The organism is Bacillus cereus group sp. BfR-BA-01380, assembly GCF_022663535.1.
Classification (GTDB): Bacteria; Bacillota; Bacilli; order Bacillales; family Bacillaceae_G; genus Bacillus_A; species Bacillus_A cereus_BB.
The window spans coordinates 1-15,883 of sequence record NZ_JAKUFS010000020.1 but is presented as its reverse complement, the minus strand read 5'-3'; the positions used below and the strand labels follow the sequence as shown (position 1 = coordinate 15,883).

Genomic DNA, 15,883 nt, shown 5'->3' with positions numbered 1-15,883 from the left:
ATATATGCGAGGAGGATTTTTGTGATCAAAAGGATGTTGTGTAAAGTGAAGGGTCTTATTGGTTTTTTAGCAGTTTTCTTTTTAGTATTTACATCTTTCCCTTGGACTAGCTTTGCGGAAATAAAAGAAGAAAAAACAGAGAAAGAATCGTCAGAGAAGAAGCTTGTTTTTCCAGTGTTAAGTGATGTGCACATTAAAAATAGTGGAACGGATGATACGTTTCGTTTTCAAAGAGCGCTGGAGCAATTGAACGCAGTCGCTCCAAGACAAGATGCCTTTGTAGTTGTTGGTGATTTTACAGACAGTGGTTCAACGCAGCAGTATGATCGTTTCTTCCAAACTTATAAGCAATATGGAAACCAAAATGCAACTGCTATGTATGCTCTAGGTAACCATGATTATTGGAACGGATTAATTGCACAAGATGCACAGAAACGTTTTCTTAAAAAAACAGGAATGGAATCTATCTATTATCACAAAGTTGTAAAAGGCTATCATTTTCTTGTGATGAGCCCGGAAAATGGAGTGACACATGGATATTATTCAGATACACAAATTAATTGGTTGAAACAGGAATTAGTAAAAGCGAAGCAAGCTGATCCAAATAAACCAATCTTTGTCTTTTTACATCAGCAAATTAAAGGAACAGTGTACGGGAGTCATGAGTGGGGGACAAATGATAGTGCCAAAATTAATGAAGTCTTAAAAGAGTACCCACAAGCTGTAACATTTTCTGGTCATTCTCATTATCCACTTGATGATCCAAGATCAATTCACCAAAAAGACTTTACGTCTGTTGGTACATCATCAGTTAGTTATATGGAAATAGAAAGCGGAAAAGTACAAGGGAATATTCCGCCGGGAGCTGAAACATTAAGCCAAGGTTTATTGGTAGAAGTAGACGATCAAAAAGTGACGATTCATCGCCGTGATTTTCATAATAACTCTTGGACAGGTGAGCCGTGGGTAGTTGAACTTCCAGCAAAGAAAGAATCTTTCAAGTATACAGAAGATCGTGATAAGGAAAAACCGGCATTTTCACAAGATGCAAAGCTGAAACTTTCGAATATAACAGAGACATCGGTGACAGCGACATTTCCGCAAGCTGTAGATAATTTACTCGTTCATTCATACCGTTTGCAAGCAAAAGAGAAAGCAACAGGAAAGGTGAAAAAACAGCTTTTAGCCTTCTCCGAGTTCTACCGGGATCCGGTGCCTAAAGAGCTGACATTTACATTAGATGGACTAGATATTAATACGGAATATAACGTAGAAGTAACAGCATTAGATTCATTTGGAAATGAAAGTAGTGCTCCTTTGCGCGAAGAATTTGAAACGAATACAGAAGTAATTGATCCGAATGCGAAAGTACCGAAAGCAGATGTATTCGATGTAAACTTTTTAGATGGTACTTTTAAAGATTATTCATCGTTTGGTGCAAATGGAAGTGTAAAAGGAAATGTAGCAATTGAGTATGAGCAACCTTTAAAGAAACACGTAATGAAATTAAGTGGACAGAATAATACATATGGATATATTCCATTTTCAAATGAGCAAAAAGAAAAGGTAAAGGATTCTTTTACGCTGGAAGCAGCGTTTTCTATGAATCAAATTCGCAATCAAGCAATTATGGAAAATACCGAAAGCGGTGGAATTGGATTTGAATCAACAAGTTCTGGTTATGTAGAATTATGGGCACATATTGGTGGCAGTTATAAACATATTGGTGTACAGCTAGAAGCTAATAAAACATACCATCTAACAGGAACATATAATGGAAGTGAACTTGCAGTATATGTAGATGGAAAAAAAGTAAATAGTCAGCGAGTAACGGGGAAAGTGTATCATCCAAACGTACCATTTGCGATTGGAGCAGATCCAACAAGCAATGGTAATGGTAATGTTCCGTTAAATGGAAAAGTTGCACTTGCAAGACTATATAGTAAGGCACTAACGCCTTCTGAAGTAAAAGCAGCTTATAATGAGTTTCATAATCGGATAAAAATAGAAGAGATCCATAACTTATATGAAGAAATGAATAAGGTAAAAGAAACATTGGCAGGTACTTACGAATTTGGAGAGAAACCTGGTCAATATTCACAAAAAGCGTTTACTGCATTACAAAAAGCATATAACGGTGCAAAAGAAACATTTGAAAGAATGATGGTCACAAAAGAAGAAATCGTTACAATGTATCAATCGTTACAAACGGCACATCAAACCTTTTTACATTCTAAAGTAGCAGAAGAAAATCCACAAACGGCGAAAGAAAGGCTTCAAGTAACGATTAATGGAGCAAAAGATTTCTTAACAAAGATACAAGTAGGAACAGAGGTAGGGCAATACAAGCATGAACCAGTGAAAGCATTAGAGCAAAAAATACAAGTAGCCGAAGCAGCTGTACGTGATCAAAATATGACGGACCAACGTGCAGATAGTATAGAGCGCACATTAAAGGATGCCACTTCTCTTGTTGAGAATAGTATAAACAAATAGGGCGGGGAAGAGGCTTGTCATGGACAAGTCTCTTTTGCTTGAGGATCATTCGGGACTTGAGGAAGTAGAATATATGTTAAAATAAAATAGAGATTATTTAAAAGGAGCGGATCATGTGTCGAACCGAAAGAAAAAACAAATTCTTGAGTATATATGGATTGGTATCGTGCTCCTAGTCGGATATAAATTTTTAGGAGATAAAAGTCTGTGGATGCTCTTTTTAATAACCTTTGTATTAGGGGGACTAGGTGCACTGTTTATTAACTTTTTCTTTGATAGTATGGAAGCTTGGAAAAAGAAGAAGAAAGAACAAAATTGATGATAGAAAAAAGCAAGCTCGCTGTTTTTAGCGAGCTTGCTTTTTTACGCTTCTTTTTTTTCATCGTTTGGCTTAGAAAGGAGTAAATGACTGTTTCGTTTGGAGTAGAAAAAGTATACACATAAACCGATTGTTAACCATATTCCAAAGCCAATCCATGTTTCTTTTGAAAGGTTGAACATCAAGTATAGACAACAGCAAATTGCAACGATTGGTAAAATAGGGACAAATGGAACGCGGAATGCTCGTGGTAAGTCTGGGTGTGTTTTTCGTAAGATCAATACTGCAAAGCAAACGAATGTGAATGCTGTTAATGTGCCGATACTTACAAGGTTTGCAAGCATGTGTAAATCTAATAAACCAGCAAGCGCCGCAGCGCCAATCCCCATAATCCATGTGTTTACTAAAGGAACTTTAAATTTTTGATTGACACGAGATAACGCTTTTGGCAGTAACCCATCGCGGCTCATCGCATAGGAGACGCGTACTTGTCCATACATAACGACAAGAATAACAGTTGTCATCCCTGTCATTGCTCCTACAGCTAATAAACTAGCAACTGTATCTTCACCAACAAACCTAAGTGCATAAGCAACTGGATCTGATACGTCTAATTGTGTGTAAGGAACCATCCCTGTTAATACAAAGGAGACAACTATGTACAATACGGTACAAATAAGAAGAGAACCGATAATTCCAATTGGCATGTCGCGCTGCGGTTTCTTTGTTTCTTCAGCAGCAGTTGCAATCGCATCAAAGCCTAAAAAGGCAAAGAATACAGTTGCGGCACCGGCAATAATTCCGTCGTAACCAAATGGTAGAAATGGTGTCCAGTTTGCTGGTTTTACATATTTTGCGCCGGCAGCGATAAAAGCAATAATGACGGCTAGTTTAATTAATACCATGATATTATTCATACGGGCGCTTTCCCGAATGCCTCTACTTAAGAGTAATGTGATAAAAAGGATAATGAGGACAGCTGGTAAATCAATGAGACCTCCTTTTCCTATACCAGGGGCAGAGGCGATGATGGCCGGGAGTTTGATTCCAAATCCAAGCAGTAGTGATTGTAAATAACCAGACCAACCAACGGCAACCGCAGCAACAGCGAGTAAGTATTCAAGCATTAAACACCAGCCGACGATAAAAGCGACAATTTCTCCAACTGTCATATAAGCATATGTATAAACGCTTCCTGAAATAGGGATAGAGGATGAAAACTCAGCATAGCAAAAAGCAACGCATGCACAAGTAAAGGCGGCAATGAGAAAAGATAGCATAATAGCAGGACCAGCGTGCTTTGCAGCAACAATACCGGTTAAAACGAAAATGCCCGTTCCAATCACAGCTCCAATTCCTAAAAAGGTTAAATCAAGGGCACCTAATGTTCGGTTGAGCTGGCGTGGCGCTTCGGTCGTAAGGGGTTTCTTTCGTAAAAGTGTTTTCAAATTCAAATCTCCTCTCCGTAAAATGGTGGCCTTTCTTACTCCCGCTAGAAAACGGGATTGATACAACTGCGAGGTTTCGTAGCACCTAAAAGAACGAAGTAGAGAGTCGAGATTGTATGATATATAAATATAATGAATGGTGCAGTTGCACTTTTTGGAATAAATATGTAATTTCACTTGTGAATTTATCATAATTCAGAATATTTTGTCAACTAAAAACTGTAACAAATAAAACGACACAATTAAGTGAACACTACGGTAAGAAAGTCATGCATTTTTACGTAGGAGAAGATATCATGTCATTTTATTTTGAACTTGTCGTCATTTTACTTTGTACGAAACTGGCCGGTGATATTAGCGTACGGTTTGGACAGCCGTCTGTATTAGGAAAGTTAATTATCGGTATTATGATTGGTCCGGCAGTGCTCGGCATTATAGGTGGGTCTGAGCTGATTGATGAATTAAGTGAAATTGGTGTATTACTTCTTATGTTTATGGCCGGGCTTGAAACAGATTTAGAGGAATTAAACCGTAATCTTACATCATCTTTTGCTGTCGCAATAGGGGGAATTATCTTTCCGTTTGTCGGCGGATATATTGGCGGTCTTTTATTTGGGATGGTGCAGGCGCATGCCATTTTTTTAGGGCTACTTCTTTGCGCTACGTCTGTAAGTATTTCCGTGCAAACATTACGAGATCTTGGGAAAATGAATACGAGAGAAAGTATAACAATTTTAGGGGCAGCTGTATTTGATGACGTGATCGTTGTTATCTTACTAGCGTTTGTGATGAGTTTTCTCGGCGCACAAGATGTGAATATAACAATCGTCATTGCGAAGAAAGTCATCTTTTTTGTTACGATCTTTCTCATTAGCTGGAAAGGTGTTCCGTTTATTATGAAGGTGTTATCGCCGCTTCGTGTTTCAGAATCATTAATTAGTGCGGCACTCATTATTTGTTTTTCTTTTGCTTATTACAGTGAAGCCATGGGGATTGCCGGCATTATCGGAGCGTTCGCTGCCGGAATTGCTATTTCCCAAACTACATATAAGCATGAAGTAGAACATAAAATTGAGCCCATTGCCTATGCCATTTTTGTTCCGATCTTTTTCGTAAGTATTGGAATGGAAATTACATTTCACGGGTTAGGGAATCAAATATGGTTTATTGTCATTATGACTGTTATTGCTATAGTAACAAAATTAATCGGTTCAGGACTTGGAGCCCGGTTAACAGGATTTGATTTACGTTCCTCCATTAGTATTGGAGCAGGAATGGTATCAAGGGGAGAAGTAGCACTCATTATTGCTTCAAACGGATTGACTGCGAATTTATTGGCGAAAGAGAGTTTTACATCCATTGTCATCGTTGTCATTTTGACGACAATTATTACGCCGCCTTTGTTGAAGAAATATTTTGTGTAAGACCTGCCTTTGACAGGTCCATTTCTGTATCGATTATCGGCTGTTGTTCGCAATATATCGACCATTCTTTGGAATATATCGGCGATTCGACACAATATAAAGATTCCTCGACGATGTTCGATATACTGAGCGTACTAGAAGAAGCTGATTCAAAAGTTCCTTTTGAGTCAGCTTCATTGATTTTGAATTTAATGTGTTTTTGCCAAGCTGGTCGATGTATATGAAGTAGTATCAGATTTAAAGTGCGAAAATAAGTAACAGCCACTAATCACAATCATACTTCCGACGACTTGCATCCACGTCATTTGTTCACCTAATAAGAGAAACGCTAAAATAGCGGTGAAAATCGGATTGAAATTTAAAAAAATACCGGACGTAGTCGCTCCTAATTTTTGAACGCCGATATTCCAAAAAACCATACATAACACAGTTGAAATCACACCTGTGTATAGAATAGATCCTAAGAACGAAGCGTTTACATTTGAAATTGTGAAATCAGATATATTAAAAGGAATCAATATGATGAGACCAAAGATACCAGAATATAAAGTAGACATCATCGGTGTCGTCTTTTTCGTTGCCCATCTGCTGCAAACGGAATAGATTCCCCATACGCATACCGCAGCCATCATCCATAAATCACCTATATTAAAATGTAAGGAAAACAGTGTATCTATTTTTCCTTTTGAAAGAACAAGCGTAACGCCAAAAAAGGAAATCATCATCGATGTGATTTGTAATACATTCATTCTTTCTTTTAAAAATAGAGCGGCGCAAACAGCGATTGAAATCGTATTTAATGTAGAAATAAGACCAACATTTGTTGCTGATGTATGCTCTAACGCCCAAAACTGAAAAATGTTAAAGAAAACAACGCCAGTAACCCCCATTATAAATAAAGGAAGAATGGCATCTTTCGGCGGGAATAGTTTCTTTTCTTTCAGCCAGACAATTGGGAAAAGACAAATGACGGCAATGCCCCAGCGAAGGGTCGTAAGTGTCATCGGTGAAGCGTGCCCGACAAGAGATTTTCCTACTACAAAATTTCCGCCCCACAATAGGCTTGTGATGAGTAATAAAATAACATAAGGCATAATACGAGTTAGCTCCTTTTACAAGAAAGTTGGGCTTGCGCATTGCCCGTTAATGCGGGATAAAAGAAAGCCACTGTGCACGGTGGTGTGATACATATATTTTAAACTATGTAAATTGTAGCATTTTTCTTGTTTGTCATATATGTTGTTTTGTATAATTAATAAAATTCGAAATAATGTAAAGTAACTATATTGTTTTGCGGAATTTTATTCATTTTATGGGCAGTTGTCATGTATTTTCGTGAATAATCGTTCGCTAGGAAAAGGGAGACTGGAAATGGAACATGTCGTTCGTAAGGGGTTAGATGATTTAGATGTACAAATTTTAAATGTGCTGCAACAAGAAGGACAGCTAAGTAATGCGGAGGTTGCCCGCCGCGTTAATCTTTCGCCGCCAGCTACACATGCACGGGTGAAACGATTGGAAAACGAAGGGTTTATTAATCGGCAAGTAGCCATTTTAAATCAAGAGAAACTTGGATTTGACTTATTATGCTTTATTTTTGTCAGCACAAATATTCATCAAGCGGAGAAGCTCGAAGTGTTAGAGAAGGCTATGCGCGAAATGCCAGAAGTATTAGAATGTCATTGTTTAACAGGGGAGTATGATTATATTTTAAAAGTGGTGCACCGCGATCGAAACGAACTGGAACGTTTTATTCGTAAATTAAATATGCTCGGCATTACGAGAATTCAAACGAGTTTAGCACTAAGGGAGATTAAGTATTCTACGGTGTTGCCTTTGCAGAGAGAGGAGATTTAAGGAACGCGTTACATATTCCTAATTATATTTATCCCGCTATTCGTGGGCAGTAAGACCCCCACCTCAAGATTCAGAGAGAAGCGTTTTCCAGCTCTAGCGGCTAGAATCTCCGGTCGTTTCACCCCCTCGGACGAGGCAAAAAGCACCTCTCTGCCTTTGGCGTGGGCGTCCTGCGATTCTGAGCAAGCCGCTTCCGCTTTTCTAAGGAAGATAGGTGGGAGATGAAAAAACTCTCCACTGATGGAAGTTTCACTTTATGGAATCAATTCCGAATCTCCTTGACAAGCATACAATAGTATGACAGAATTAAGAAAACGCTTACAAATAAATGTATGGATTGTTACTGTTCGGCAGGCAAAACCTAAGTTTGTATGAGAATGACTAAATGGTTATTCTTATGTGCAAATTTAGGTTTTTTTATTTAATTATTATATGAATCTACAAAATAATTCAATCGAGGACGAGTGCCAATGGAAATAAAAAAAATATTAAACAATAATGTCGCTGTCACGAATAATGAATTAAATCAAGAGATTGTTGTTATGGGTAGAGGGCTCGTTTTTCAGAAGAAAGTTGGGGGAAAAATTGATGCCTCCAAAATAGAGAAGACCTTTGTATTAGAAAATCATGGGGTTTCTGAAAAACTGGCTACCTTATTGAAGGATACTTCTGAAGTATATTTGAATATTTCTTCAAAAATTTTGAATTATGCCCAGTCTCAACTTACATATAAATTGGATGAATATTTATATGTTGCGTTAACTGATCATTTAAGTTTTGCGATTAGCAGGTATAAACAAGGAATCCAGCTGAAGAATGCATTATTATGGGAAATAAAAAAATATTATAAGCAGGAGTTTCAAATTGCTTTAAATGCATTGGATATGATTGAAAATGATACAGGTATTCGGCTTGGAGAAGACGAAGCGGCTTCCATTGCCTTACATTTAGTTAACAGTCAGTTATCTAGTGAAAATATGGCGGCTGCAGTGCAAGCAACTGAAATGGTTAATAACATCTTGAATATTGTAAAATATCATTTCAAAATAGAAATAGATGAAAATTCAGTTAACTACGAACGGTTTTTAACACACCTCCGTTTCTTTTCAATACGATTTATACGTAAAGAAAAAGAGGCTGAAAGTAATGATCAATTTCTATATGAGCAAGTAAAACAGAAATATCAAGCTGCATTTCAATGTAGTCAAAAGGTTAGAATTTATTTGGAGAATACCTATAATTGGGTGATATCAAATGATGAGGTAGTGTATTTAACATTACATATTCATCGGGTGACCAGTCGACATGAATTTCATCGTACATCAGAGTAAAGTAGTTTAAGAGATAAATAACTTCTCTTTGAAAATTAAATATTCGTAGGAATGTTACCAATATTGGGCATAACCTGAGTCAACGTGAACACACACTATTTTTGTGTGCTCACATTGGCTCAGGTTTTTTATTTCTAAAAATATCATAGAAAGTAGGGAGCATCATGAAGTATGAACAATTGGCAAAAGACATTATTGAAAATGTCGGCGGTAAAGAAAATGTTAATAGTGTTGTTCATTGTATTACCCGTCTGCGCTTTAAGTTGAAAGATGAAGGGAAAGCAAAGACAGAGGTCTTGAAAAATATGGATGGCGTCGTCACTGTTATGAAAAGCGGTGGCCAGTATCAAGTTGTTATTGGAAATCATGTGCCTGATGTCTATAAAGCAGTTGTAGAGATCGGTAGTTTTCATACACAAGCACCTGTAGAAGCAGATGATAATAAAAGTAAAGGCGTATTTAATACATTTATTGATGTCATTTCTGGCATTTTTACTCCTATTCTCGGTGTTTTAGCGGCAACTGGGATGATCAAAGGTTTTAATGCGCTGTTAGTAGCTTTAGGTTGGCTTAGTAATACTTCAGGGACGTATCAAATATTAAATGCGGTTGGCGATTCGCTGTTTTATTTCTTCCCAATCTTCCTAGGATATACAGCTAGTAAGAAGTTTGGCGGAAATGTTTTCATCGGTATGGCAATAGGGGGTGCACTCGTTTATCCGGCACTTTCTGGATTAACAACTGCTAAACCGCTTTACACATTATTTGCAGGCACGATGTTTGAATCACCAATTCATATTACTTTCTTGGGAATTCCCGTTATTTTAATGAGCTATGCATCATCGGTTATTCCAATTATTCTTGCGACTTATTTCGGAGCAAAAGTAGAAAATGGGTTTAAAAAGATCATTCCAGATGTTGTGAAAACTTTCTTAGTACCGTTTCTTACATTACTTGTAGTTGTACCAATCACATTTTTAGTTATTGGACCAATTGCAACATGGGCTGGTCAGCTTTTAGGACATGGAACAGTTTGGGTTTATCAATTAAGTCCAATAGTAGCAGGTCTTTTAATCGGTGGACTTTGGCAAGTGATGGTTATTTTTGGTCTGCACTGGGGAGTTGTTCCAATTGCAATCAATAATATTACTACTCTGGGAGCAGATCCAATTTTAGCATTGATGTTTGGAGCTTCATTTGCACAAATCGGTGCTGTTCTTGCAGTGTGGTTAAAAACGAAACAACAAAAATTGAAAACGCTTAGTATTCCAGCATTTATTTCAGGTATTTTTGGTGTGACAGAGCCAGCAATTTATGGGGTTACTCTTCCTTTGAAAAAGCCGTTTATTATGAGCTGTATTGCAGGAGCTATCGGCGGAGGAATCATAGGAGCAGCTGGTGCAAAGATATACATGATTGGCGGTTTTGGAATCTTTGGTATACCAACTTATATTAGTCCAAAAGAAGGGCTCACTATGGGATTTTGGGGGTTAATTATCTCCATTGTTGTTTCTTTCGTACTTGGATTTATTCTTACTTATTTATTTGGACTTGGCAAAGAAAAAGGAACTGCTGATGAAACAACGGTTACACAAAAACATGCTAATCGTAAGGAAACTGTGGTGAAAGCCGAAAGTACTACGATTGCTAGCCCGTTTAACGGTGAAGTAATGGCTTTATCTACTATTAAAGATGCAGCATTTGCATCAGGTGCACTTGGAAAAGGAGTTGCGATTGAACCTTCAGAAGGTAAATTATTTTCGCCAGTTTCCGGAACAGTTTCTGCATTATTTCCAACAAATCATGCGATTGGAATTACAAGCGATCAAGGAGTTGAACTGTTGATTCATATTGGGATGGATACGGTTCAGCTTGGTGGAAAACATTTCACTGCACATATCGCACAAGGTGCTCATGTAGAAAAAGGACAGCTGCTTATTGAATTTGATATCGCATCAATTCAAACAGAGGGATATCCGGTGACAACACCAGTAGTTATAACAAATCCAGATAAATATAATCTAGTAATAACGGAAGGAAAGAAAATTGCAGCCGGTGATTGCTTAATTGAGCTAGTGGTTAAATAAGGTTTATATATAGTAAAGGAGTGTTCATATGTCTAATCTCGTATTTCCTAAAGGGTTTTTATGGGGCGGTGCAATTGCTGCTAATCAGGCTGAAGGAGCATATTTAGAAGGTGGAAAGGGATTAACAACAGTTGATTTGTTACCAACAGGGAAGAAACGCTGGGAAGTTATGACTGGGAAAATCAATTCTTTTAAACCGATCGAAGGAGAATTTTATCCTTCTCATGAATCTATTGACTTTTATCATCGTTTTAAAGAGGATATTGCTCTATTTGCAGAAATGGGATTTAAAGCGCTGCGTGTTTCGATTGCTTGGACGCGAATTTTTCCAAATGGTGATGAACTGGAGCCAAATGAAGCTGGTTTGCAGTTTTATGATGATTTATTTGACGAACTATTAAAATACGGGATTGAGCCAGTTGTTACAATTGCTCATTTTGATGTACCTGTACACTTAGTTGAAAAATACGGAAGTTGGCGAAATAGAAAACTTGTACATTTCTTTGAGACTTATGCCAAAACTATTTTTAATAGATATAAAGATAAAGTGAAATATTGGATGACGTTTAATGAAATTAACATGCTTCTCCACTTGCCATTTGTAGGTGCTGGCCTTGTATTTAAAGATGGAGAAAATAAAAAACAAATCCAATATCAAGCAGCGCATCACCAGCTTGTTGCAAGTGCACTTGCTGTAAAAGCCTGTCACGAAATGATACCGGATGCCAAAATTGGTTGCATGCTAGCAGCGGGGGCTACCTACCCATATACATGTAATCCAGAAGATATTTTTCATGCAATGGAAAAAGATCGTGAGTCCTTTTTCTTTATTGATGTACAAGCACGAGGCGAATATCCGGGTTATGCAAAGCGATTCTTTAAAGAGCATTATTTGACTATTGAGATGGAACAAGATGATAAAGAACTTTTGAAAAATCATACAGTTGATTATATTGGATTTAGTTATTATTCAAGTAGAACAACAAGTAAAGATCCCGAAGTATTAAAAAATATGACAAGCGGGAATGTATTTGGATCTATTGAAAATCCTTACTTAGAAAAGTCAGAATGGGGATGGACAATTGATCCTAAAGGCTTCCGAATTACGGCAAATCAGTTGCATGATCGCTATCAAAAGCCTCTGTTTGTGGTTGAAAATGGGCTTGGGGCTGTTGATGAGATAACTTCTGAAGGGGAAATCAATGACGATTATCGAATTGCATATTTAAAACAACATATCACAGAGATGGGCGAAGCTATCCAAGATGGAGTAGACATTATCGGGTATACAAGTTGGGGGCCAATTGACCTTGTCAGCGCCTCTACGGGGGAAATGAAAAAACGTTATGGCTATATTTATGTGGATAAAGATAATGCCGGTAAAGGCTCTTTAAAGAGAATGAAAAAGAAGAGCTTTCACTGGTATAAGAAAGTGATTGAATCAAATGGAGAACAACTCGATTAACCAAATAATCTAAGTTTAGGAGTGGATTGGAATGGAAAAACAAACGAGAAAATTTCCTGAAGGATTTTTATGGGGCGGTGCTACCGCTGCTAACCAGATGGAAGGCGGATTTTATGAAGGTAATAAAGGATTAAATATTGCAGATGTTCTTCCAGGGGGAAAAGAACGACTTAAGATATTACAAGAGCCTGGATTTCATTTTGAAATTGATAAAACAAAATATACTTATCCAAACCATGAAGGAATTGATTTCTATCATCGTTACAAAGAAGATATTGCATTGTTTGCGGAAATGGGTTTTAAAGCTTTTCGTATGTCCATTGCTTGGACAAGGATTTTCCCAAATGGTGATGAACTGGAGCCAAATGAGGAAGGTTTAGCTTTTTATGATCGCGTATTCGATGAATTGGCGAAGCAGGGGATTGAACCAGTTGTTACGATTTCTCATTATGAAATGCCAGTAAATCTTGTGAAGAAATATGGTGGCTGGAGAAATCGTAAAGTGGTTACGTTCTTTGAAAGATATGTGAATGCGATTTTCAATCGTTATAAAAATAAAGTGAAATATTGGATGACATTTAATGAAATTAACAGTGGTTTAGTTATGCCGATTATGGGTCTTGGCTTTTCAGTAAAAAAAGAAGAGGATAAATATCAGCCGACTTTCCAGGCATTCCACCATCAATTTGTTGCCAGTAGCATTGCTGTAAAAGCTTGTCATGAGATGATTCCAGATTCAAAAATAGGTTGTATGATTATATTTGCACCAGTCTATTCATATGACTGTAATCCAAAAAATGAACTGTATGCACTTCAGGAAGAGCGCTTGTTCAATTATTTCTGTGCGGATGTTCAAGTAAGAGGAGAATACCCAGCATTCATCAAGTCTTATTTTAAAAAGCATGGTATAGAGCTGGAAATTCAGGAAGGTGATTTAGAATTAATTCAGAAACATACAGTAGACTATATTGGTTTCAGTTACTACATGTCTCGTACGGAGAAAAAAGAAAAAACTGAACAAGAAAAAGCGCAAGGAAATATCTTATCAGGTATGAAAAATCCATTCCTGAAAGCAAGTGACTGGGGATGGGAAATTGATCCAACCGGTTTAAGGATTTCATTAAATAAATTGTATGACAGATATGAAGTACCGCTTTTTGTAGTTGAAAATGGGCTAGGTGCTTATGATCAGGTCGAAGAAGATGGCACGATCAATGATGAGTATCGCATTGATTATTTACGAGAGCATATTGCAGCAATGCGTGATGCGATACATGAAGATGGTGTTGAAATGATGGGCTATACGAGCTGGGGCTGCATCGATTTAGTAAGTGCTTCAACGGGAGAAATGTCTAAGCGTTATGGCTTCATTTACGTCGATAAGCATGACGATGGTACTGGAACGTTAGAACGGAAGAAGAAAAAGTCTTTCTTCTGGTATAAAGATGTGATTGCATCGAATGGGGAGAACATTTAAAGTTATTTCTTACGAATAAATAGTAAACTTACATTTAAATAATGTCATAGCAAAGAGAAGATGGCGGAGCTGTTTAGCTCCGCCTCTTATACATGCGGACGAATCCACAGTTTGGCAAAGTCTGTCCATCCGAAAGAGTCGATGGTGACATTTTGCAAGGCAGATGGGAAACTTCTTCTTTTTAAGACATGGTAGTAAAAGACAAGAAGGTACTGGTCGCTAAGAAGTTTTTCGATGCTGGATATTAAGTCATATCGTTTTTCTTTACTTGGCTCTGCGATAAAGCGGTCAAGCATGCTTTCAATTTGCTCATGATAATACGGATGTCTAAAGCGATGAACAAAGCAGCTTTTATTTTTAAAGATATGTATAAAAGACATTTCAAGATTAGCGTCGAGCACTTCGCCCGTTAAAATGATATCAGCTTGCTTGGCAATGTCTTCGTTAAAGTAATCAGTGACTAGAAAAGGATGAAGATGTAAATGTATGCCGAGTGGTTCACATCGTTTTCGTAACCAGATCGCATCATGTTCACCATTTTTAAATGCAAAGAAATAAATGTGTATTATCTCTCCATTATATGTACTTTGTTGTAAATATTTTTTTGCCTTAGATAAAGATGTTTCTTTATGCATTATTCGACTCTTATCAGGAAAGAAGCTATAAGCTGGCATTGTCCGATTATCACCAAGATCTTGAATTAACGATGTAGGATCCATGATTTCTGCCCACGCTTTTCGGAAAAAGATATCATGCTGCGGACCGTTTTTTTGGAAGTTAAATGCTGCGTATATACAGCCAATTTCTTCTGTTTCTACTGCTTTTTCTTCTTTACACCCCATGTTCGGTAATTCATAATTTGTTTGTATTTTTGACTGCTCTGGAACAAGCCAAAATTCAATCCGATCAAGGAGTGCCCGCTCTTTAAAATAATCTGGAAATGCTTCTAAAATAACATTATCTTCGGTAAAGCTTTTTATTTTAAAGGGACCTGTACCACTATACTGATGAGTTTGAATCATTACATCATGCGGTAAAATAGATAATTGCACAGAGCTTACGTAATGTAGAAAAAAGCGATTTGGTTTTCGTAAATGAAAGATAACTTGCAGAGGAGACGGATTTTCTATTTTCTCAATTCCCTCTGTTAACCAGTCAAAGGGAGAGTGAACGGCTTGTAATCTTTCGAAGGAGAAGATTACATCTTTTCCTGATAACGTGTTTCCGTGATGAAAACGAACGCCTTTACGTAAGTAGAATGTCCACGTAAGTTGGTCATCGCTTACTTCCCATGTATGTGCCAAATGCGGCTCGATTTCGTCTGTTTCCTCGTTATATCTCACTAATGTATCAACGATTTGGCTAATAAGATGACTTTCTGTTGTCACAGCCGCAAAAGCCGGATCAATGGGGAGTAATTTTCGGTTATATGGAATTTTTAACACATCATACAGATCATCTGAAGTTGTATATCCAAAATAAGTATTTAATCGTCCTTCTATTTGTTCTTTCAGTAAGAAAGGCAGCGGTTCTTTTAAGAGGAGGAAAACTTCTTTTAATTTCTCGTTTTTTAAAAGTTCTTCAACATGCGGCAAAATTGCTTCTGTAAATGTATGAAGAAAGCGAATTTCCGTTTTATTCCCACGACCTCTTCCTGGTATCCAGTCAATCAGTTTTTCTTCACTCATTTTTTTCAGTAAAATCTTCACATTTTTTGTACTGCAAAATAAAATAGCGGCCAGTTCTTGGAGACTATTTCGAATATGTTGTTCATTTGGAAAGGAAAGCCTTAGCCGAATATAGTGGTCCATAATTTTCATGTTATACAGCTCCTTTTTCTCCCGCATTAACTGGCAGTAATACTCCCACCTCAAAATTCAGCAAAAGCATTGTCCAGTTCCAGTGGCTAGAATGTTCGGTGGCTTCGCTTCTTCCTACGAGGTAAAAAACACCTCTACGTCAGAAGCTCCATCCCCCTC

11 protein-coding genes are annotated in these 15,883 nt (G+C 37.4%); 8 read left to right on the top strand and 3 right to left on the bottom strand.

The features are described from left to right. Window positions 1–33 precede the first annotated feature (33 nt). Together MR076_RS17520 and MR076_RS17515 are read left to right on the top strand one after the other, a co-directional pair. Entirely contained in the window at window positions 34–2,496 is a 2,463-nt protein-coding gene (locus MR076_RS17520; protein WP_277928531.1) for a LamG-like jellyroll fold domain-containing protein, read from the top strand. A 115-nt stretch (window positions 2,497–2,611) separates the two neighbouring features. Further along, window positions 2,612–2,815 carry a hypothetical protein gene (locus MR076_RS17515; protein WP_242222631.1) on the top strand — a complete coding sequence of 68 codons (204 nt, stop codon included), beginning with the start codon at window positions 2,612–2,614 and terminating at the stop codon, window positions 2,813–2,815. Window positions 2,816–2,859: 44 nt separating this feature from the next. Here MR076_RS17515 and MR076_RS17510 read toward each other — a convergent pair whose 3' ends face one another. Continuing rightward, complete coding sequence (locus MR076_RS17510) at window positions 2,860–4,263, bottom strand: branched-chain amino acid transporter BcaP (RefSeq protein WP_242222630.1); 1,404 nt, start codon at window positions 4,261–4,263, stop codon at window positions 2,860–2,862. A 296-nt stretch (window positions 4,264–4,559) separates the two neighbouring features. Between MR076_RS17510 and MR076_RS17505 the strand changes: the two genes are divergently transcribed. Continuing rightward, on the top strand, window positions 4,560–5,687 hold the full coding sequence (locus MR076_RS17505) for a cation:proton antiporter (protein ID WP_396021713.1): 1,128 nt from the start codon (window positions 4,560–4,562) through the stop codon (window positions 5,685–5,687). 188 nt (window positions 5,688–5,875) lie between these two features. On the opposite strand, the gene MR076_RS17500 is transcribed toward MR076_RS17505, so the two are convergent. After that, window positions 5,876–6,781: a DMT family transporter gene (locus tag MR076_RS17500; RefSeq protein WP_242222626.1), complete on the bottom strand. Its 906-nt coding sequence runs from the start codon at window positions 6,779–6,781 to the stop codon at window positions 5,876–5,878. Between the two features lie 277 nt (window positions 6,782–7,058). Between MR076_RS17500 and MR076_RS17495 the strand changes: the two genes are divergently transcribed. From MR076_RS17495 to MR076_RS17475, 5 genes are all read left to right on the top strand, one after another. Next, entirely contained in the window at window positions 7,059–7,544 is a 486-nt protein-coding gene (locus MR076_RS17495) for an Lrp/AsnC family transcriptional regulator (RefSeq protein ID WP_242222624.1), read from the top strand. Window positions 7,545–8,014: 470 nt separating this feature from the next. Further along, window positions 8,015–8,875, top strand: coding sequence for a BglG family transcription antiterminator LicT (gene licT / locus MR076_RS17490; protein WP_242222622.1), 861 nt, complete (start codon window positions 8,015–8,017; stop codon window positions 8,873–8,875). Window positions 8,876–9,039: 164 nt separating this feature from the next. Next, window positions 9,040–10,962: a beta-glucoside-specific PTS transporter subunit IIABC gene (locus MR076_RS17485; protein ID WP_242222620.1), complete on the top strand. Its 1,923-nt coding sequence runs from the start codon at window positions 9,040–9,042 to the stop codon at window positions 10,960–10,962. A 28-nt stretch (window positions 10,963–10,990) separates the two neighbouring features. After that, on the top strand, window positions 10,991–12,427 hold the full coding sequence (locus MR076_RS17480) for a 6-phospho-beta-glucosidase (RefSeq protein ID WP_242222619.1): 1,437 nt from the start codon (window positions 10,991–10,993) through the stop codon (window positions 12,425–12,427). Between the two features lie 31 nt (window positions 12,428–12,458). Further along, window positions 12,459–13,904 carry a glycoside hydrolase family 1 protein gene (locus MR076_RS17475; RefSeq protein WP_242222617.1) on the top strand — a complete coding sequence of 482 codons (1,446 nt, stop codon included), beginning with the start codon at window positions 12,459–12,461 and terminating at the stop codon, window positions 13,902–13,904. Between the two features lie 86 nt (window positions 13,905–13,990). Here the strand turns inward: MR076_RS17475 and MR076_RS17470 are convergent, their stop codons facing one another. After that, complete coding sequence (locus tag MR076_RS17470) at window positions 13,991–15,724, bottom strand: SgrR family transcriptional regulator (protein WP_242222615.1); 1,734 nt, start codon at window positions 15,722–15,724, stop codon at window positions 13,991–13,993. Between the last annotated feature and the right edge of the window lie 159 nt (window positions 15,725–15,883).

What these genes read in the sequence shown, in the direction of transcription:
- MR076_RS17485 (WP_242222620.1), top strand. Translation starts at nt 9,040, where the DNA reads ATGAAGTATGAACAATTGGCAAAAGACATTATTGAAAATGTCGGCGGT.
- MR076_RS17495 (WP_242222624.1), top strand. Translation starts at nt 7,059, where the DNA reads ATGGAACATGTCGTTCGTAAGGGGTTAGATGATTTAGATGTACAAATT.
- MR076_RS17480 (WP_242222619.1), top strand. Translation starts at nt 10,991, where the DNA reads ATGTCTAATCTCGTATTTCCTAAAGGGTTTTTATGGGGCGGTGCAATT.
- MR076_RS17505 (WP_396021713.1), top strand. Translation starts at nt 4,560, where the DNA reads ATGTCATTTTATTTTGAACTTGTCGTCATTTTACTTTGTACGAAACTG.
- MR076_RS17470 (WP_242222615.1), bottom strand. Translation starts at nt 15,724, where the DNA reads ATGAAAATTATGGACCACTATATTCGGCTAAGGCTTTCCTTTCCAAAT.
- licT (WP_242222622.1), top strand. Translation starts at nt 8,015, where the DNA reads ATGGAAATAAAAAAAATATTAAACAATAATGTCGCTGTCACGAATAAT.
- MR076_RS17475 (WP_242222617.1), top strand. Translation starts at nt 12,459, where the DNA reads ATGGAAAAACAAACGAGAAAATTTCCTGAAGGATTTTTATGGGGCGGT.
- MR076_RS17500 (WP_242222626.1), bottom strand. Translation starts at nt 6,781, where the DNA reads ATGCCTTATGTTATTTTATTACTCATCACAAGCCTATTGTGGGGCGGA.
- MR076_RS17520 (WP_277928531.1), top strand. Translation starts at nt 34, where the DNA reads ATGTTGTGTAAAGTGAAGGGTCTTATTGGTTTTTTAGCAGTTTTCTTT.